Genomic DNA, 19406 nt, shown 5'->3' with positions numbered 1-19406 from the left:
GCACGCATGGGCGTGACCCTGCGTGATTTGATCAGCGGCATTCGCGACGGCGTCACCCAGATCGCCAGCGCTGCCGAAGAACTGTCGGCGGTGACCGAGCAAACCAGCGCCGGGGTCAACAGCCAGAAGATCGAGACCGATCAGGTGGCCACCGCCATGCACGAGATGACGGCCACCGTGCAGGAAGTTGCGCGCAATGCTGAAGAAGCGTCCCAGGCCGCAGCCGCCGCTGACGGCGAAGCACGCGAAGGCGATAAGGTCGTCAACGAAGCCATCGCCCAGATCGAGCGCCTGGCCAACGAAGTGGCGCGCTCCACCGAAGCCATGAGCGTGTTGCAGAAGGAAAGCGACAAGATCGGCAGCGTCATGGATGTGATCAAGGCCGTGGCCGAGCAGACCAACTTGCTGGCCCTCAACGCCGCCATCGAAGCGGCCCGGGCCGGTGAAGCCGGTCGTGGCTTTGCCGTGGTGGCCGACGAAGTTCGTGGCCTGGCCCAGCGCACGCAGCAATCCACCGAGGAAATCGAAGGCCTGGTAGCCGGCCTGCAGAACGGCACCCAACAAGTGTCAGCCGTGATGAACAACAGCCGCGTCCTGACCGACAGCAGCGTCGCCCTGACCCGCAAGGCCGGCGTGTCACTGGAAAACATCACCCGCACCGTGTCGAACATTCAGTCGATGAACCAGCAGATCGCTGCCGCCGCCGAGCAACAAAGCGCCGTGGCCGAAGAGATCAGCCGCAGCATCATCAACGTACGCGACGTGTCCGAACAGACCGCCGCCGCCAGCGACGAAACCGCTGCCTCCAGCGTTGAACTGGCGCGGTTGGGTAATCAGTTGCAGATGATGGTGAGCCACTTCCGGGTTTGACGTTAAGTCAGCGGTGAATGACAGATCCAATCGCGGGCAAGCCTCGCTCCTACAGGTGACTCACTACAACCTGTAGGAGCGAGGCTTGCCCGCGAAGGCGATCTAACGCTCAGACACTAATCGCATTGCTAAACACCAACCGATTCCCGAACGGATCGGTCACCGTCATGTCCTGGCTGCCCCATGGCATGGCCTGAATCTGTGGGCGGGCGAACGAATATTCCTTGGCCAGCAATTGCTGCTGGAACGCCTCCAGTTCATCGGTCTCGATCCGCACCGCCGAACCCGGTGTGCTATCACCGTGATGTTCGGACAGGTGCAGCACACATTCGCCACGGGAGATTTGCAGGTACAGCGGGAAGTTTGTTTCGAAGCGATGCTGCCAATCGATCTTGAACCCCAGGAAGTCGACGTAGAACTCCAATGCCTTGGTTTCGTCGAAAATCCGCAGGATCGGAGTGGTTTTGCCGAAGCTCATCGAGTTGCTCCCAGATAGAGAAGGCCCGGAGTGTAGCTGGGCTGGATGTCAGCGCTTCGGCTTGGTTGCGGGATTCTTTAATGTCGCGACGCCATCATTGGGCGCAGATCAAAAGATCGCAGCCTTCGGCAGCTCCTACAGGAGTTGCGATCTTTTCGGTATCACCGAAACCCTTTATGCAAATCCCCTTCCCGCGCCAGAAACCGCCCCTCTCTTCTCCCGTTCGCCCGACCTTCGCTGTAACTCAAAACCCCATTGACCCACACCCCATCAATCCCTTCCGCCGCCCGTTGCGGATCGTTGAAGTCCGCCACATCGCGAACCGTCGCGGGGTCGAACAACACCAGATCCGCCCAATACCCTTCACGAATCTCACCGCGTTCCTTCAAGCCAAATCGCGCCGCCGACAGCCCGGTCATTTTGTGCACGGCGGTGTGCAGCGCAAACAGCCCGACGTCGCGACTGAAATGTCCGAGCACCCGTGGGAACGCGCCCCACAACCGTGGATGCGGAAACGGGTCTTCCGGCAAGCCGTCGGAGCCGACCATCGACAGCGGATGCGCGAGGATTCTTCGTACGTCGGCTTCGTCCATGCCGTAATACACCGCGCCGGCCGGTTGCAGCCGGCGTGCGGCCTCGAGTAACGGCACGTCCCACTCGGCGGCAATGTCGATTAAATCCCGGCCGCCCATTTGCGGATGCGGCGTGGACCAGGTGATGGTGATGCGATGGGCATCGGTGACTTGCTTGAGGTCCAGCGTTGAAGAGCTCGCCGCATAGGGATAACAATCGCAGCCCACCGGGTGGGTTTTCGCGGCGTGTTCGAGGGACGCCAGCAGTTGCGGACTACGTCCCCAGTTACCGGCGCCGGCACATTTGAGATGGGAAATGATCACTGGCGTTTGCGCATGGCGACCGATCTGGAACGCTTCGTCCATGGCCTCCAGCACCGGTTCGAATTCACTGCGCAAATGGGTGGTGTAGACCGCGCCGAATGCTGTCAGCTCTTCGGTCAATTGCATCACTTCGTCGGTGGAAGCGCAGAAGGCGTTGGCATAAGCCAGGCCTGTGGATAAGCCCAAGGCACCGGCCTCAAGGCTTTCGCGCAGTTGCTTGCGCATCGCGCTGATTTCATCGGCGGTGGCGGTGCGAAACAGGTCGTCCAGGTGATTGCTGCGCAGCGCCGTATGGCCCACCAGTGCGGCCACGTTCAGCGTGATATTTGCCGCTTCGACGGCGGCGCGATAGTCGCTGAAGCGCGGATAAACGAACGCCGCTGCGGTGCCGAGCAGGTTCATCGGGTCTGGCGGCTCGCCACGCAAACTCACCGGCGATGCGCTGATCCCGCAGTTGCCAACGATCACCGTGGTCACGCCTTGGCTGAGCTTGGGCAGCATCTGCGGCTGACGGATCACCACCGTGTCGTCGTGGGTGTGGACGTCGATGAAACCCGGCGCCAACACCTTCCCGGCCGCATCAATTTCTTCGGTGGCGCGAGCGTCGTGCAAGTCGCCGATACGCTCGATGCGGCCGTTCAGAATGGCCACGTCAGCGGGATAACCGGGGGCGTTGCTGCCATCGATAATCAGCGCGTTGCGGATCAACGTGTCGTACATCATGTCAGTCTCCCAGCGGCAGGTGATCGTCGCCGCCGCGGTAGTCGTCCAGGGCCAGTTTGATCCGCCGCAGACGCTCTTGGTTGTCTTCAGGATTGGCCAGCGCCAGCTCGGTGGCGAGCACGTCGATGGCCAGCAGCATGCCGTAGCGCGCCGCCGTGGGTTTGTAGATAAACGAGGTCTCGGCGCTTTGCAGCGGCAACAGCACATCGGCCATTTGCGCCAACGGCGAGCCTGCCCGGGTGATGGCAAGCATTCGCGCGCCGTAGCTGCGAGCCAGTTCCACCGCTTCGAGCAGCTCGGGGGTGATGCCGGTCAGCGAGCAGGCGATGACCGCGTGTTCAGCACCGAGGCTGGCGGCGGTAACGCGCATCATCACCGGGTCGTGACACACCGCAATCGGGTAGCCGAGGCGTACCAGGCGCACCTGCAGTTCATCGCTGCACAGGGTCGAGCAGCCGCCCATGCCGAAGGCGTGAATCATCCGCGCCTTGCCCAGCAGTTTCACCGCATCAGTGAAGCGCGACTCATCGAACGCCGACAGGTGCTGACGCAAGGTCGACTCGATATCGCCGACGATCTGCCCGTAGAACGCCGACTGTTCAGGCGTGCCCGCCGGGTCGAGAAAGCGGCTGCCGACGCCGCTGGCCTGAGCCAGTTGCAAGCGCAAATCCCGCAGGTCGCGGCAACCGACCGTGCGCGCAAAACGCGAGAGTGTGGCGGTGCTGACTTCCGCCCGCTGCGCCAGCTCATCAAGGCTGGCGGACGCGGCAAATCCTACGTCGTCGAGCATCAGTCGGGCGATGCGTCCTTCACCGGCGCTGAAGGAATCCTGACGGGCGCGGATCTGATAGAGGATGTCCATGGCAGATGGCTCCGACTAAAGCAGGTAAGAAAGACCGACGGTCAAACCGAAGGCGACCACCGAGATAATGGTCTCGAGCACCGTCCAGGTCTTGAAGGTCTGGGTGACGGTCATGTTGAAGTATTCCTTGATCAACCAGAAGCCGCCGTCATTGACGTGGGAAAAGATAACCGACCCCGCCCCCGTCGCCAGCACCAACAACTCCGGGTGGGGATAACCCAGACCAACGGCCACCGGCGCGACAATCCCTGAAGCAGTGGTCATGGCCACCGTGGCGGAACCGGTGGCGATGCGCATCAACGCGGCGAACAACCAGCCCATGAACAGCGGCGACAGCTGGAATTCATCGGCCAGGCTGACGATCTGATCGGTGACGCCAGCGTCCACCAGAATCCGGTTCAAGCCACCGCCGGCCCCTACCAGCAAGGTGATGCTGGCGGTCGGTGCCAGGCATTCATTGGTGAATTTGAGGATCGATTCGCGGTTGAAGCCCTGGGCCAGGCCAAGGGTCCAGAAGCTCAGCAAGGTCGCCAGCAGCAAGGCGATGACCGAGTTGCCAATGAACAATAAAAACTGATTGAAACCGCTGCCCGGCGTGGAGATCAAGTTGGCCCAACCACCGATCAACATCAGCACCACCGGCAACAGAATGGTCGCCATAGTGACGTCGAAACCCGGCAGGCTATCGCGTGGCTCGCGCTCGAGGAACTGGCGCTCCAAAGGGTTATCCGCCGGCAGTTGAATGCGCGGCACGATGAATTTGGCGTACAGGGGACCGGCGATGATTGCGGTCGGAATGCCGATCAGAATCGCATAGAGCAACGTCTGCCCCACCGACGCCTGATAAGCCTGCACCGCCAGCATCGCCGCCGGGTGCGGCGGCACCAGGGCATGGACCACCGAGAGCCCCGCGACCATTGGCAAACCGACCATCAGAATCGACACACCGACTCGCCGCGCCACGGTAAACGCGATGGGCACCAGCAAGACAAAACCGACCTCGAAGAACAGCGGCAGTCCTACAAGAAAGGCGATACAGACCATCGCCCAATGTGCATTTTTCTCACCGAAACGGTCGATCAACGTGCGCGCCACCTGCTCGGCGCCACCGGACTCGGCCATCATCTTGCCGAGCATCGTGCCCAGCGCCACCACCAGCGCAATGTGCCCCAGCGTCTTGCCAACCCCGGCCTCGTACGCCCCCACCACACCCGACGGCGGCATCCCGGCCAGCAGCGCCAGGCCGATGGACACCAGGGTGATGACAATGAAGGGATTAAGCCGGTAACGGGCGATCAGAACGATCAGCGCGATGATGGCGATGGCGGCGTAAACCAACAGCCAATAGCCGAAGGAAAGCGTCATGCGGTACTCCTCGAAAGGGTCACGTCGAATGGGTTGTGAAACTCATAAATCATTTCGACGGACTACTTTCAAACGAAGTGAAAGTAATTTTCGTGGAGGGATAAGGGATGTCGTGCAGAGGTATGGGAGGTCGTGAGTTATGAAAATTCGGCAGGCAGATTTTCATCATTGCCGCACTGATCGCCCTCATGGAGTACAGGAACGATCAGTGCGATCGGTAGCTTCAGTCGTGATGCTCGCTGGCGCGTTTGAGCAGTTTTTTGCAGCGTTCGGATAAATGCAGCACGCGTAGCTGCTTGCCAGCCTTGGCGTAGCGTTCGCGCAATGTCTTCAGCGCGGCGATGGCCGAGTAGTCGACGAAGCTCAGGTGGCGACAATCAAGGGTCACGTGGGCCGGATCATTGGCGGGGTCGAACTGGTTGAGGAATGGCGTGGTAGAGGCGAAAAACAGTGTGCCGTGCAGGCGGTAGAGTTTGCTGCCGTCGTTTTCCTGATGACTGTCGGCATACAGCTCGCGAGCTTGTTGCCAGGCAAAGTTGAGCGCCGCAATGATGATCCCGCACAACACGGCGATGGCCAGATCGGTGAACACCGTAATTACCGTCACCGCGATGATCACCAGGACGTCGTTCAGCGGCACCTTGTTCACCACCCGCAGCGAGGCCCAGGCGAACGTCTGCTGCGACACCACGAACATCACCCCGACCAGTGCGGCCAGCGGGATGCGCTCGATCAGCGGCGAAAGAAACAGCACGAACAACAGAATCATCCCCCCGGCCACCGCACCGGAGAGCCGACCACGACCGCCGGAGCTGAGGTTGATCACGGTTTGCCCGATCATGGCGCAGCCGCCCATGCCGCCGAATACACCGGAGACCATGTTGGCGGCACCAAGCGCCACGCACTCACGATCCGGGTAGCCACGACTTTCGGTGATCTCGTCGGTCAGGTTCAGGGTCAGCAGGGTTTCCAGCAGGCCGACCAACGCCATCAATATCGCGTAGGGCGCGATGATGCGCAGGGTTTCCAGGCTCCAGGGAATGTCTGGCAGCGCGAAGCTCGGCAAGCCACCGGCAATGTGCGCCATGTCGCCCAGGGTGCGGGTCGGCAGGCCGAGCAGGTAAACCGCCAGCCCAACGCCCAGAATCGCCACCAGTGCTGGCGGCACGGCACGCGTCAGGCGCGGCATCAGGTAGACGATGGCCATCGTCAGCGCTACCAGCCCGATCATCATGTACAGCGGCGCGCCGCTCAACCAGGCTTCACCGCTCTTGAAGTGCTCCAGCTGAGCCAGGGCAATGACGATCGCCAGGCCGTTGACGAAGCCAAGCATCACCGGGTGCGGCACCATGCGCACCAGTTTGCCCAGCTTCAACAGACCGAACGCCAGCATGATCAACCCACTCAGCAGCACAGTCGCCAGCAAGTACTGCACGCCGTGCTGCACCACCAGCGCGACGATCACCACGGCCATCGATCCGGCGGCACCGGACACCATCCCTGGCCGCCCACCAAACAGCGCAGTCAGGGTGCAGAGGATGAAAGCGCCGTACAGCCCCATCAACGGATTAAGGTGGGCCACCAGCGCGAAGGCAATGCATTCGGGTAGCAGGGCGAAAGAGGTCGTGAGTCCGGCCAGGACATCGGCGCGCAGACGTTTGGGTTTCATGGCTTACCTAAAAATACAGGCGGGGGAAGAGAGGGCGGATGTTACGGAATTGAGGGCGGGCCGGCCAGTGAATGGGCCGTCAGAAACGCAATCGCGAGCAGGCTCACTCCCACACTGGACTTGTATCGTTCCCCAACAATGGGATCGACGCAGAACTAATGTGGGAGCGAGCCTGCTCGCGATGGACGATGACGTGGTCTACAGCGAACTCACACCATCTCGCTACGAATCCATTCAACCACTGAAGTCCGCTTCGGCACCCAGCCCAACAGCTCCCGCGCATGCTTGCCGCGCACCCGGCTGTTGGAACCCAAGCCATAATTGGCCATTTCATAACCCCACTCGGCTTCGGCATCCTTCAGCGGCCAATCTTGCGGCTCGCCCAGGTTCAAGACTTTGGCCATGGCGGTGGTCATGCCGATAAACGACGCTTCACCACTTTCAACGAAGTAGAACGTACCCGGCACGTTTTTGGTCAACGCCAGCAGGTACAGGGACACCACGTCTTCGATGTGCACATTGGACCAGATGTTCTGGCCAGTCCCCACATGCCGGACCACACCACTTTTACGCGCCTGTTTGAGCAAGCGTGGCAACTGCACACTGTCGCGTTTCACGCCCAGGCTGTGGCCGTAGATCAAGGTGTTGCAGATCACTGCCGAGTTCACCCCGTCCTTTGCAGCGGCGAGGATCAGGTTGTCGATGGCCACGCGCGCCGCCTTGTCGACAGTCGGCTCCGGCAGGTTGTCTTCGAAATAGATCACGTCACTGGATTTACCGCCCGACGCATCGCCAACAATGCTCGAACCGCTGGTGTGCAGGAACACTTTGTTGGAACCGCGAAGCGCATCGAGCAAGGCCACCACCGCGCCGCGATGGTCGCTGCTGGCGGCGTTGATCACGGCGTCGGCAGCGCGAGCCTGTTCGCTCAGTAGTGCGCTGTCGTCAAGCGTGCCAATCACCGGGGTGATGCCCAGTTTGCGCAATTCATCAGCCTGTTCGGTGCTGCGCACCAGACCGGTGACCTTGTGGCCGGCGCGGACCAGGCCCGTGGCAATGGAGCCACCGATAAAACCGGCTGCACCGGTGACGAATACGTTCATGGAGAGAACTCCCTGCGTGAGTAAGTGATGCAGTCAGTATCGAGGACCGGTGCCTGAGGAAACAGACAGCGTCGCCCAATTCACTCTTGCGCAGGGATCACGAATCAGCCCTTGAAATCCGCAATCGCATAAGCCGCCAATTTGCCCTGAATGAAGTCCAGAAAGCACTGAATCCGCAGGGCAAGCTGCGAGTTGCGGTAGTACACCGCGTTGATGGGTTGGCGATATCCGCTGTTGAACTCCGCCAGCAGCACCTGCAAGCGACCGGCGCGGATGTCGTCGATGGTCATGAAGTGCGACAGGCAGGCAATGCCCTGCCCCGTCAGAGCCAGGTGCCTGACCGTCTCGCCGCTCGATGCACTGATCGATGCCTGGATCGGCCAGCGATCACCGTGGACATAGCGCAACGGCCATTGGTTGAGGCCTTCGTTATGGGTGAAACCCAGCAGCGTATGTTCGGCCAGATCGGCAACGGCGGTCGGTACGCCGTATTGCTCCAGATACGCCGGGCTGGCGACGATGTGCAGCGGGCTGCAACCCAGTGAGCGAGCGTGCAAGGTCGAGTCGGCCAGCGTGCCGATGCGGATGGCGATGTCAGTGCTTTGTTCGAGCAGGTCGATGATCAGGTCGTTGCTGTTGAGCTCGAGCTGGATGTCCGGGTAGAGACGGCGGAACTCATCGATGTAGGGCACGATGGCGTGCAGCATGAATGGCGACGCGGCGTTGATTCGCAGACGCCCGGAGGGGGTTTGCTGGCGTGAGGACAGGCGCTCTTCGAGCTCGTCCATCTGATCGAGAATCAACTTGGCGTGCTCGAAGAAGTACTTGCCCTCCTCGGTCAGGTCCATGCGCCGCGTGGTGCGGTTGATCAGCGTGGTGTCGAGCTTGGCTTCCAGCCGCGACAGCGTACGACTGACCGCTGACGGCGTTTGCCCGACCTGTTCGGCCGCAGCCGAAATCGACCCGCATTCAATCACGCAGACGAAAATCTGCAACTCATCGGATCTGGCTTTCACGTGTGTCCCTTATCGATAGTCCTGCGCCGTTCTACTGTGGCGAGGGGGCTTACCCTAATGCCAGCCAAAGTGCGGAACCTGTGGGAGCGGGCTTGCTCGCGAAAGCGGTATGTCAGTCGACATTAATGCTGGATGATAAATCGCTTTCGCGAGCAAGCCCGCTCCCACATCGATTGCGCATGACTAACTGACATTGGGGCAAGCCAACTCGCCACAGGTTCAGACTTTCGATAGTAGCTGAGCGTTATGCCTTAAGGCCAAACACCTCGGTCAAGTGCTGCTCATAACGCGCCACATCGGCTTCGACTTGCGGGCGTTTCATCACATCGACGCACAGGAAGGTCGGCAAACCGGTCATGCCCAGGAACGTGTTGGCCTTGTGGAACGGGAAGTACACCGCGTCCACGCCCTTGGCTTCGAAGAAGTCGGTCGAGTCGTCGAAGGCTTGCTGCGGGGCGTTCCAGGTCACCGACAGCATGTATTTTTTACCGTGCAACAAACCGCCGCTGCCGTACTTCTGCGACGCGTCGGAGCGCGTGCGGCCGTCGCTGGCGTAGAGGCTGCCGTGGCCTTCGGTGAAGACTTCATCGACGTACTTCTTGACCGTCCAGGGCGCGCCCATCCACCAGCCTGGCATCTGATAAATGATCACATCGGCCCAGAGAAATTTGGCGACTTCCTCCGCGACGTCGTAGCCCTCGTCGATGAACGTGGATTTCACATCCACACCACCGCGATCCAACACGCTCAGCGCCGTTTCGTGCAGCGTCGTGTTGTAGCGACCATCGGAGTGAGCAAATTTTTTGCCGCCATTGAGCAACAGGACTTTCTTCATGAGAAATCTCGCAAGGTTGAAATCGATGGCGGCAGCCTAACGATCAGCCTCGCGTGGAATAAGCGCGCAATCCGCAAAATTCATTTGACCCACACGCACGAATAGACTGGCGATTGTTGTCTTAGACTGGTGCCGTTTCTGACTTGAGGAGAGATTTTGATGAGCGAACTGCAAGGCTTCATCCTGCACGCCAAGACCCGCCCGGAAAAATCCGAGGCCTTCGAAGCGTTTTTCAGTGCCCATGTGGAAGCAAGTCGCGCCGAACCCGGTTGCATCGAGTACCACATGCTGCGAGACAAACAGGACCCGACGCTGTTTATCTTCTACGAGATCTGGCAATCCCAGGCCCACCTCGACGTGCACTCGAACTTGCCGCACATGAAGCAGTTCCTCGACATGCGCATGGAGTATCTGGAGCGGGATTTCGATATCCGCGCCATCGACATGCTCAGCCCATCGTCTGCTAGCCGCTGATCAGCAAATGGCCACCGAGCACGCCGAGGCCGATGAAGAACACGCGCTTGAACAACACGGCGCTGATCCGCTGGCGCAACCATTGCCCCAGCAGCATGCCGAGTACCGCCGGAATCAGCGCCAGCAGCGACGCGCTCAACTCGCCGCCGCCGAGGGCACCGCGCCATGACAGTCCGGCGGCCAATGCGAGGGTCGAGACGGTGAACGACAGGCCCAGCGCCTGCACCAGTTCATCCTTGCTCAAGCCCAGCGCCTGCAAATACGGCACGGCCGGAATCACGAACACGCCCGTGGCCGACGTAATAACGCCCGTCAGCACACCGCACAGCGGACCGAGCCAACGCTCGGTACTACCGCTAACGCGCAAGGTCGGCAGGAACAACCCGCTCAAGGCGTAAATCAACAACGCCGCCCCCAGCCCCCGCACGACCCAGTGTCCACCGGCCATGCCGATCCAGAGCGTGCCGGCACCGGTGCCAATGAAAACCGCCAGCAGCATCGGCCACAACCGGTTCAGCAGCCCGCGCAAATGACCACCGAATGCCAGTTGCCAGACGTTGGTCAGCGTGGCCGGAATAATCAGCAGCGCCGCAGCCTGTGACGGGGCCATAGCCAGACCGAGCAAGCCCATGGCAATGGTCGGCAGTCCGAGGCCGATCACGCCTTTGATCATCCCGGCCAGCAGGAAGGTGGCGATCACCAATAAGGACAGGGTCAAACCCAGGTGCTGGTAGAACGCGGCGAGTGTATTCATGGGGCTATGGTGGGCCCTTAAGGTTGCGCTGAAAATCCGCCATATACTGAGGCTGCCTCTTGATTTGACAGAGGCTAGAGTTTTCCATTGCGGCTGCTGGCGCCTTCGCGGGCAAGCCTCGCTCCTACAGGGATCGCCACAACAACTAAATCCTGTAGGAGCGAGGCTTGCCCGCGAAGGGGCCCGCCCAGACAACAAACTTCCCGAGGCTGTAACGATGCACTTCGACCTCACCGACCTGCGCCTCTACCTGAACATCCTCGACACCGGCAACATCACCGCCGGTGCCGCTCGCAGTCATTTGTCGCTGGCGGCGGCGAGTTCGCGCATCCGCGCCATGGAAGCTTCATTGGGCATCGAGTTCCTTGAGCGCGGTCGCCGCGGTGTCAGTCCGACCCCGGCTGGCAAGGCGTTGGCGCAGCATGCCCGAGTCCTGTTGCAGCAGGCCGAGCGCATGCAGCAGGATCTCGCCGAATACGCTAATGGCGTCAAAGGCCAGGTGCGACTGTTGTGCAATACCACGGCGATCACCGAGTACCTGCCTGAGTTGCTTGCAGACTTTCTGCGCGATCACCCCAACCTCGACATCGATCTGCAAGAGCTGCCCAGCGCGCGCATCACCCACGCCTTGCGCCAAGGTGCGGCAGACTTGGGTATCGTCTCTGATGCCGTGGAGACCGATGACCTGCAGACCCGCCCGTTTCGCGACGATCCGCTGGTGCTGATCATGCCCCGCAATCATCCCTTGACCCACGCAGGTGTAGTGAGCTTCAGCAACACCTTGCACCACGACTACGTCGGTCTGAACGCCAACAGCGCATTGGCGGTGTACCTGGAGGAACAGGCGTTGCACACCGGATCACGCATGCAAATCCGCATCCGCGCCGACGGTTTCGACGGCGTGATACGCATGGTTGCCCGGGGGACGGGGCTGGCGATCGTCCCCCTGGCGGCAGTTGAGCGCTGGCGCGGCGAACAAACCTTCAAGCACTTCGCCCTGCAAGAACCTTGGGCCACACGCAAACTGTTGCTCTGCGCTCGGGATTTCAGCGCATTGCCCGGTTACGCCAAGGCCTTGCTGCACGCCTTGACTCTCCCCTGAGGGGCAGACTTTACCCTTGTGCTTTCATCTTCAAGGACAGAGGCGATGGGCAAACGAATTCTGGTGATCCTCGGGCATCCTTCAAGTAACAGTTTTTGCGGCGCACTGGCCGAACGCTACGCACAATCGGCGCTGCGTGCCGGGCATGAGGTGCGCCAGTTGTTTCTAGGCAGAATGGATTTTGATCCGGTGCTGCGCGAAGGGTATCAGCAGGTTCAGCCACTGGAAGCCGACTTGCGCCATGCCCAGGCGGAAATTTTATGGGCCGAGCACCTGACGCTGGTTTATCCGATCTGGTGGGGCGGAATTCCGGCGTTGCTCAAGGGCTTTTTCGATCGGGTGTTCCTGCCGGGTTTCGCTTTCAAATACCGCAAAGGCAAAGCCTTTCCCGACAAACTCCTGCACGGTCGCAGCGCGCATTTGCTGGTGACCATGGACACGCCACCCTGGTATTACCGCTGGTTCTATCGCATGCCTGGGCTGCATCAGGTACGCAAAACCACGCTCGCGTTCTGCGGCATCGAGCCACAACGCACGCTCACGTTCGGCCCGATTCTCGGTTCCAGCGCTGACCAGCGTGAAATCTGGTTACGCCAGGCCCAGGCTATCGTCAGCCGCTGAGTCTGCCGATAATACGCCGGGCAACCACGGCGAAAAGGGACTTTCCATGTACATCGGCCAAGCCGCGCAGCGCTCCGGAACCACGATCAAAAGCATCCGCCATTACGAGTCGATCGGCCTGCTGCCCACCGCTCAGCGGTTGGGAAAATACCGCGTCTACGACCAGAAAAGCGTTGACCTGCTGATCTTCATCAAGTGCGCGCAGCAGCTGGGTTTCAGGCTCAAGGAATTGCAGTCGGTCTTCGCCGGACATCAGGGGCCGCAAATGCCGTGGGAACGGGCCCATCAGGTTATCGCCGCCAAGAAGCAGGAAATCAGCGAGCGGATCGCTGTGCTGTCGCAGCAGCATTCACAATTGGTCGAGTTCGAAGCCAGCCTCGAACAGAGCCGGCTCGATTGCCCGCTGAACAGCCTTTGAGGGCAATGCGCGTTTCTGGACAGCTCAATGTCGAGCACAGACAACTGACCGGTGAACAGGCGCTATAGGGTGCGACTTCAGTTCTCTAGTCCACTGCCCCGGAGTCCACATGACCGCACCTATTACCGTACTTCGCGATACCCACCCACTGCCGGTGCTCGACGCCTGCAAATGGGAAAAACTCGAAGGCGACCCGCACACCGTCAACCTCAACGCCTACACCAGCGAAGACGGCAGCAAAATCATGGGCACCTGGATCTGCACGCCAGGCAAGTGGTATGTGGAATACGTGAAGTGGGAATACTGCGATTTCCGCGAGGGGTATTGCATCATCACCCCGGAAGGAAAGGAGCCGATCCATCTGCGTGCCGGTGATATTTTCGTGATCGAGCCGGGGATGAAAGGTACGTGGGAAGTGGTTGAGACCGTGCGCAAGTATTTCGTGTTTGCCTGATAAAGCAAAAGATCGCAGCCTTCGGCAACTCCTACAGGGTGTACACATTCCCATGTAGGAGCTGCCGAAGGCTGCGATCTTTTTTCAGCCCATAAAAAACCGGGGATCTGCCCGACGCAGATCCCCGGAAAAACCTCTTACTGCGGTTTGCGATAGCTGTTGATGATCGCCGAGAAGTCCTTGCCACCTTCCCCACGCTGACTCATCGCCTGATACAACTGCTGGGCCACCGCGCCGAGCATCACTGGTTGATGCGCCTGACGTGCCGCTTCCGTGGCCAGCCCCAAATCCTTGAGCATCAGTTCGGCACCGAAACCGCCGGTATACCCCCGCGAGGCCGGCGCCGTTTCGACGATGCCCGGCCATGGGTTGTACATCTCCGAACTCCAGCAACGCCCGGTGGAACTGTTGATGATCCCCGCCAGCACCGTTGTGTCGATCCCTAGCGCATCGCCCAAGGCCATGGCCTCGCTGACGCCGACCATGGAGATCGCCAGCAGCAGGTTATTGCAGATCTTGGCGATTTGCCCGGTGCCGACTTCACCGCAATGGACGATGTTGCGGCCCATCTGCGCCAACACCGGTTGCAGGGTCGCGAACAGTTCAGGAGTGGCGCCGACCATAAAGGTCAGCGTCCCGGCCGCGGCACCGCCGGTGCCACCAGAGACTGGCGCATCGGCCATCGCCACACCTTGTTTGGCGGCCGCCGCCGCTACATCACGCGCCGTCTGCGGATCGATGGTGCTGCAATCCACGGCAGGCACGCCCTTGGCGATCCCCGCCAGTACGCCGTCTTCGCCCAGCCAGACGCTGCGCACATGCACAGCGGCGGGCAGCATGGTGATCACCAGTTCTGCGCCTTGAGCCGCTTCACGGGCCGAAGCGCTGATGCTGCCGCCCAGTTGCTCGAGCTCTGCCAGCACAGCTTTGTTCAGGTCAACCAGCCGCAACGAATGGCCGGCCTTGATCAGGTTGCGCGCCATCGGCGCGCCCATGTTGCCGAGACCGATAAAAGCGATTTTCATGTCCGGCTCCTTAACGCAAGTGGATGGTAGTGTTCACACCGTCGTTGACGCTGTCGTCGTCGAACCAGCGCGCGGTGACGGTCTTGGTTTGAGTGTAGAACTGCACCACTTGCTTGCCATACGGACCGAGGTCGCCGAGCTTCGAACCACGGGAACCGGTGAAGCTGAAGAACGGCACCGGCACTGGAATCGGGATGTTGATGCCGACCTGGCCTACGTCGATTTCCGTCTGGAATTTACGCGCCGCCGCACCGCTCTGGGTGAACAACCCCGTGCCGTTGCCGAACGGGTTGGCGTTGACCAGAGCGATAGCCTGATCGAGGGTGTCGACTTCCAGCACCACCAGCACCGGACCGAAAATTTCCTGGGTGTAGATCTGCATCTCGGGAGTCACGCCAGAGAACAGGGTCGGGCCGACGAAGTTACCCTGCTCGAAGCCCGGAACAGTGATGTCGCGACCGTCCAGTTCCAGCTTGGCGCCTTCCTTGATCCCGCTTTCGATCAGCTCGAGAATACGCGCCTTGGCCCGCTTGGAGATTACCGGCCCCACATCAGTGCCCGGCTCGCTGCCGGCATTGACCTTGAGTTTCTGCGCCAGGGCTTTCAGGTCTGGCAGCCATTGCTTGGCCGCGCCCACCAGCACCACCACCGAGGTGGCCATGCAGCGTTGCCCGGCCGCACCGAAACCGGCGCCGACCAGTGCATTGAGCGCCTGCTCGCGATTGGCATCAGGCAGCACAACGGCGTGGTTCTTGGCGCCCATCATCGATTGCACGCGCTTGCCGTGTTTGCCGGCCAGGTCGTAGACGTGAGTGCCGACCGCGGTCGAACCGACGAACGAAACAGCCTTGATGTCCTTATGGGTGCAGAGCGCGTCCACTACATCCTTGCCGCCGTGAACGACGTTGAGCACGCCCGCCGGAATGCCGGCTTCGATGGCCAGCTCCACCAGCAGCATGGTCGACATCGGATCCTGTTCGGATGGCTTGAGCACGAAGGTGTTGCCGCAGGCGATGGCCATCGGGAACATCCATAGCGGAATCATCGCCGGGAAGTTGAACGGGGTAATGCCGGCACAGACACCGATCGGCTGACGCAGGGTGTAGGTATCGACACCGCCAGCGACGTTCTCGGCGAACTCGCCCATTTGCAGGCTGCCAATGGAGCAGGCATGTTCGACCACTTCCAGGCCGCGGAAGATATCGCCTTCAGCGTCGGCGATGGTTTTGCCCTGCTCATTGCTGAGCACCACGGCAATACGCTTGGAGTGTTCGCGAATCAGCGCCTGAAGCTTGAGCATGATGCGCATCCGCGCGCCGATCGGCGTCAGCTTCCAGGTCTGGAAGGCGCGATGGGCAGCGCTGATGGCGGCATCGACTTCGGCGGCTGTGGCGAATGGGACTTTGGCCAACACTTGTTGGGTCGCCGGGTTGACGATGTCGCGCCATTCGGTGGTCTGGGATTCGACCCACTCGCCATCGATCAACAATTTGACCTTTTGCACGGTGGTTTCTAGCGATGCGTTCATATTGGTCTCCGGGACGTTGTTCTTATTTAGAGAGCGATCTTTGGAGCCAAGGCGAGAAAGTCGCCTTGAGATGAGGCGTGTGTCACGAATTGGTTGTCGGACTGTTTTTGGAGTATAGATGTGCAAACTTCTAATAAGAACGCACATAAAAGCCGGTCCATCATGCAAAAAAACATCACGTCTTTAGGCTCGTTGAACTGGGATGACCTCAAGTTTTTCCTCGAGGTTGCCCGCACTCGCAAGGCCAGCACCGCAGCCAAGCGCCTGGCGGTGGACTACACCACCGTGTCGCGACGCATCAGTTCGCTGGAAGCGGCGTTGGGCACATTGCTGTTCGAGAAGTCCCGAACCAGCGGCTTCGTCCTGACTGCCGAGGGCCAGCGGCTGCTGGGTTACGCCGAGTCAATCGAAAGCACCCTGCACATGGCGTGCGAGCAGGTTTCGGGCTCCGGCGTGGCATTGTCCGGGCACGTGCGCATGGGCTGCACCGAAGGGTTCGGCAGTTTTTTCATTACCCCGCAACTGAGCCATTTCGTCGACGCCTACCCGGCGATCTCGGTGGACATCCTGCCGCTGCCGCACTTCATCAGTCTGTCCAAGCGCGAGGCAGACATCGTCATCGCGCTGGAGCGGCCGGAACACGGTCCGTATGTCTGCTGCAAACTCTGCGACTACCGATTGCAGCTGTATGCGACCCAGGATTATCTGGACAAGCACCCACCAATCCGCCGCCCGGCAGACTTGGGCAAGCATCAATTCATCAGTTATGTCGACGATCTGGCGTTCAGCTCGGAGCTGCTGTACCTGGCGAATGTGTTGCCCGGTGCCAGTGCCAATCTGCGCAGCACCAGCGTGATCGCGCAGTTCGTGGCAGCTCAGCAGGGACGGTCACTGGCGATTCTGCCGTGCTTCCTGGCGGCTCAAGACCCGCGGTTGCTGCCGGTGTTGCCGCAAGAAATCACCATAACCCGGCAGTTCTGGATGTACTGCCGCGAGGATCTGCGCAAGCTCAAGCGGATCACGCTGTTGTGGGATTACATCAGGGAGGTCACTGAGCTGAATCGCCCATTATTGCTGGGCGAGACACGGGATCTTCGGTTCACAGACTGAGTGTCTACAAGGCGTAAGGGAGGCCTATCGTAGCGAGGTCAGCACTGCCACTGCAACCACTTGTGACAGGGGTTGGTACATGACTTGTGACATCTGAGCGACCGCTGAGCTATGACTTTCAGAGGCACCCGCGAGCGCGATAAGGACCCCGTACAGACCCACGACAAGGCTCAGACATGAAGCACCCAACGGGGGATCTTGGGAGCGTTGAAGCGTTGAGGTGGTGTCTCCCAAAATTTCGCTACTCTCTGGATGGCCTCAATGGAGACAAGGCGGCCTCCGCTGATGGTTATCACGTATGGTCCTCCTTGAGGTTAGGTTGGGGTGGATGATATTCACCACCAAACAGATCAGCCAGAGAGGGCACACAACGTCATCTATGCAGGGAACTTTGAGTCCCTCTGCTTATAGCGGGTGGTTTTGCGGGTCTTGCGGGTCTTGCTTTCTGGCTGACCTCCACGACCCAGCTACTCGACTTAATGGAAAGAGCAGATCGTGGTTCCAGAAGGGACGGGAGATTGCTGTGCGGGGAGATCCAGAGCACGGTCTGGCCTGAAAGTGTCCTTTGTGGCAAAGGGAGTAATGGTCGCAAGACCGTCCCCAACCCTGTTGGGCAGCTCAAGGAGAATTCTTTGGAGTGGTGAAATTGCTTTTTATTGTTCTTTACGATGCGCTCATAGATGGGATGGCTATTGCGAATCATCCCAAACTGAAAGTCTGCCAGTAAGCCGCCCACTGAATCTTTTGGTCCACCTTTACGCCTCTGCTTATATATGGGGGGAATTGGTGGTCTAAAAATTCTACAAGCCACGTTCTGCGAGGGCTACAGCCCGGACCACTCCATTTTGGTGACCGGACCATTCCATGTAGTCACGGGGTAATCAGAAGCACAGAGAATCAAACAATCGGTCTGGCAATGCCGTGCCTGCTGGCTCAGATATCACAGGCCCAGCGTTACCTACTCGGCTCGTCAGTTGGACGGCGCGTTCAGCCTCGGGGCCGCCCCAATTGGCAGTACTGGACGGTGTCCTGTAGTCGATTAAATTAAGCAACTGAACTTGAATCGCCTTGGCGGAGCCACCGGGGAACGCCTGAGCCAGTCGAGTGGTCGCCTCGGTAACTCTGTCGGACAGTTCAATGACCTCAGCAAGGACAGCATCCCGTTGACTTGCCGCCCGGTCGGTATCGACCCAGTCTGCAACAAATAACGCTGTCGGGTGTTTCTTCTTGACGGCCTTGCGGAGATCCTTGCGTTGCTGCTCCGTGGCGGCCTGTCGTCCATCATCAGTTAAGCCGTAGAGATCCAGAACGATTCTCCTGTAGTCGGCCCACTTTGCTCCTTGAGGGCGGCAGGCCTTCTCAGCGATCAGATCAATGGCAACCCTGCGGGGCAACGGCACGAACTCCTCGACGATGAACGGATTGTCGTCCTCAACGGTTTGAGCTTCAGCCTCAATCATCTTGGCAAGTTGGCGGCGAGATATTCCTAACTCTTCGGCGGCAGCGCGTTGGCTCATGGTTTTGAGTAGCTCGGCTGCCCGTGGCGCTCGTGCTTTGCGGTTTGGGTCAGGCAGGGCCCAAGGCTCCCGCGACAAGATCATTGTCAGCTTGGCGTGGGTGATGCGCTGGTGGTCTAACTCAGCAGGTGTCAGCATGTTGTGGTCCTCATCAGTAAGTAAGTCGGACGGGATGTCCTTCTTGCCTCTTAGTGAGGGTTTTTGCAGGGCGCCTATTAGGGCCGCCAAGGTCGAAAAAACGAAAGTACCACTGCGAGCCTGCCTCGACCCGCCTCGTTGCTCTAAAGCGATTTTGCGAGGTCTACCCTTCCAGAGGGCGACTCAGCCGCCTATTTAAGCTGGAAGGGATAGGCATCTGTAAGCTCACGAAGCACGGCTCAAGCCCCCCCGTAATCGGATTGGAATCGACACACAGTGGCGCCTGAGTCAGTTTTCAACTTCGTACTTACCGGTCTTGCAGATAGCTGGAGGGACTTTCTTGGCTACCCATTCACAGCATTGGCGCGGCCCACCGGTTACTACCAACTTGACCAAAGCAAACCTAAGAGACCACCGGTGCAGGACTTGTGATAGCCAAAAGCGTTCT

At 59.9% G+C, this 19406-nt stretch carries 19 protein-coding genes; 7 read left to right on the top strand and 12 right to left on the bottom strand.

What is annotated here, in order from left to right:
• Positions 1-6 precede the first annotated feature (6 nt).
• On the top strand, positions 7-870 hold the full coding sequence (locus tag KGB14_RS28710; protein ID WP_411740794.1) for a methyl-accepting chemotaxis protein: 864 nt from the start codon (positions 7-9) through the stop codon (positions 868-870).
• A gap of 109 nt (positions 871-979) precedes the next feature.
• Here KGB14_RS28710 and KGB14_RS19280 read toward each other — a convergent pair whose 3' ends face one another.
• The 8 genes from KGB14_RS19280 to KGB14_RS19245 all read right to left on the bottom strand — a co-directional run bounded on the left by KGB14_RS19280 (position 980) and on the right by KGB14_RS19245 (position 9817).
• Positions 980-1348 (bottom strand): glyoxalase superfamily protein, encoded by a 369-nt coding sequence (locus KGB14_RS19280; RefSeq protein ID WP_223488314.1) that lies wholly within the window; start codon positions 1346-1348, stop codon positions 980-982.
• 161 nt (positions 1349-1509) lie between these two features.
• Complete coding sequence (locus KGB14_RS19275; RefSeq protein ID WP_223488313.1) at positions 1510-2967, bottom strand: N-acyl-D-amino-acid deacylase family protein; 1458 nt, start codon at positions 2965-2967, stop codon at positions 1510-1512.
• A 1-nt stretch (position 2968) separates the two neighbouring features.
• On the bottom strand, positions 2969-3829 hold the full coding sequence (locus KGB14_RS19270) for a MurR/RpiR family transcriptional regulator (protein WP_223488312.1): 861 nt from the start codon (positions 3827-3829) through the stop codon (positions 2969-2971).
• Positions 3830-3844: 15 nt separating this feature from the next.
• Positions 3845-5194 carry a gluconate:H+ symporter gene (locus KGB14_RS19265; protein ID WP_223488311.1) on the bottom strand — a complete coding sequence of 450 codons (1350 nt, stop codon included), beginning with the start codon at positions 5192-5194 and terminating at the stop codon, positions 3845-3847.
• A gap of 223 nt (positions 5195-5417) precedes the next feature.
• Positions 5418-6863, bottom strand: a complete 1446-nt coding sequence (locus KGB14_RS19260; RefSeq protein WP_223488310.1) for a SulP family inorganic anion transporter — start codon at positions 6861-6863, stop codon at positions 5418-5420.
• 209 nt (positions 6864-7072) lie between these two features.
• The gene (locus KGB14_RS19255; RefSeq protein WP_223488309.1) at positions 7073-7966 is read right to left on the bottom strand and encodes an NAD-dependent epimerase/dehydratase family protein; all 894 of its coding nucleotides are present in this window, start codon (positions 7964-7966) and stop codon (positions 7073-7075) included.
• 104 nt (positions 7967-8070) lie between these two features.
• Positions 8071-8982 (bottom strand): LysR substrate-binding domain-containing protein, encoded by a 912-nt coding sequence (locus KGB14_RS19250; RefSeq protein WP_223488308.1) that lies wholly within the window; start codon positions 8980-8982, stop codon positions 8071-8073.
• A gap of 244 nt (positions 8983-9226) precedes the next feature.
• The gene (locus KGB14_RS19245) at positions 9227-9817 is read right to left on the bottom strand and encodes an NAD(P)H-dependent oxidoreductase (RefSeq protein WP_223488307.1); all 591 of its coding nucleotides are present in this window, start codon (positions 9815-9817) and stop codon (positions 9227-9229) included.
• Positions 9818-9976: 159 nt separating this feature from the next.
• On the opposite strand from KGB14_RS19245, the gene KGB14_RS19240 reads away from it, so the two are divergent.
• Complete coding sequence (locus KGB14_RS19240) at positions 9977-10291, top strand: putative quinol monooxygenase (RefSeq protein ID WP_223488306.1); 315 nt, start codon at positions 9977-9979, stop codon at positions 10289-10291.
• Here the strand turns inward: KGB14_RS19240 and KGB14_RS19235 are convergent.
• On the bottom strand, positions 10281-11045 hold the full coding sequence (locus tag KGB14_RS19235; RefSeq protein WP_223488305.1) for a sulfite exporter TauE/SafE family protein: 765 nt from the start codon (positions 11043-11045) through the stop codon (positions 10281-10283). The genes KGB14_RS19240 and KGB14_RS19235 overlap by 11 nt on opposite strands.
• A gap of 217 nt (positions 11046-11262) precedes the next feature.
• Here KGB14_RS19235 and KGB14_RS19230 point away from each other — a divergent pair, with 217 nt between their 5' ends.
• From KGB14_RS19230 to KGB14_RS19215, 4 genes are all read left to right on the top strand, one after another.
• On the top strand, positions 11263-12147 hold the full coding sequence (locus KGB14_RS19230) for a LysR substrate-binding domain-containing protein (RefSeq protein ID WP_223488304.1): 885 nt from the start codon (positions 11263-11265) through the stop codon (positions 12145-12147).
• A 45-nt stretch (positions 12148-12192) separates the two neighbouring features.
• Positions 12193-12768 (top strand): NAD(P)H-dependent oxidoreductase, encoded by a 576-nt coding sequence (locus KGB14_RS19225; RefSeq protein ID WP_223488303.1) that lies wholly within the window; start codon positions 12193-12195, stop codon positions 12766-12768.
• Between the two features lie 46 nt (positions 12769-12814).
• Positions 12815-13186: a MerR family transcriptional regulator gene (locus KGB14_RS19220; protein WP_223488302.1), complete on the top strand. Its 372-nt coding sequence runs from the start codon at positions 12815-12817 to the stop codon at positions 13184-13186.
• A 109-nt stretch (positions 13187-13295) separates the two neighbouring features.
• Entirely contained in the window at positions 13296-13640 is a 345-nt protein-coding gene (locus KGB14_RS19215) for a cupin domain-containing protein (RefSeq protein ID WP_007946320.1), read from the top strand.
• Positions 13641-13777: 137 nt separating this feature from the next.
• On the opposite strand, the gene mmsB is transcribed toward KGB14_RS19215, so the two are convergent.
• Positions 13778-14665 (bottom strand): 3-hydroxyisobutyrate dehydrogenase, encoded by an 888-nt coding sequence (gene mmsB / locus KGB14_RS19210; protein WP_223488301.1) that lies wholly within the window; start codon positions 14663-14665, stop codon positions 13778-13780.
• Positions 14666-14675: 10 nt separating this feature from the next.
• On the bottom strand, positions 14676-16193 hold the full coding sequence (locus KGB14_RS19205; RefSeq protein WP_223488300.1) for a CoA-acylating methylmalonate-semialdehyde dehydrogenase: 1518 nt from the start codon (positions 16191-16193) through the stop codon (positions 14676-14678).
• 162 nt (positions 16194-16355) lie between these two features.
• Between KGB14_RS19205 and KGB14_RS19200 the strand changes: the two genes are divergently transcribed.
• Positions 16356-17303 (top strand): LysR family transcriptional regulator, encoded by a 948-nt coding sequence (locus tag KGB14_RS19200; RefSeq protein WP_223488299.1) that lies wholly within the window; start codon positions 16356-16358, stop codon positions 17301-17303.
• Positions 17304-18184: 881 nt separating this feature from the next.
• Here KGB14_RS19200 and KGB14_RS19195 read toward each other — a convergent pair.
• Entirely contained in the window at positions 18185-18958 is a 774-nt protein-coding gene (locus tag KGB14_RS19195) for a hypothetical protein (protein ID WP_223488298.1), read from the bottom strand.
• Between the last annotated feature and the right edge of the window lie 448 nt (positions 18959-19406).

It is taken from the genome of Pseudomonas sp. A-RE-19 (genome assembly GCF_019956555.1).
Lineage (GTDB): Bacteria > Pseudomonadota > Gammaproteobacteria > Pseudomonadales > Pseudomonadaceae > Aquipseudomonas.
The sequence above is the reverse complement of the archived record's forward strand: the minus strand, read 5'-3'. Positions and strand labels throughout refer to the sequence as shown.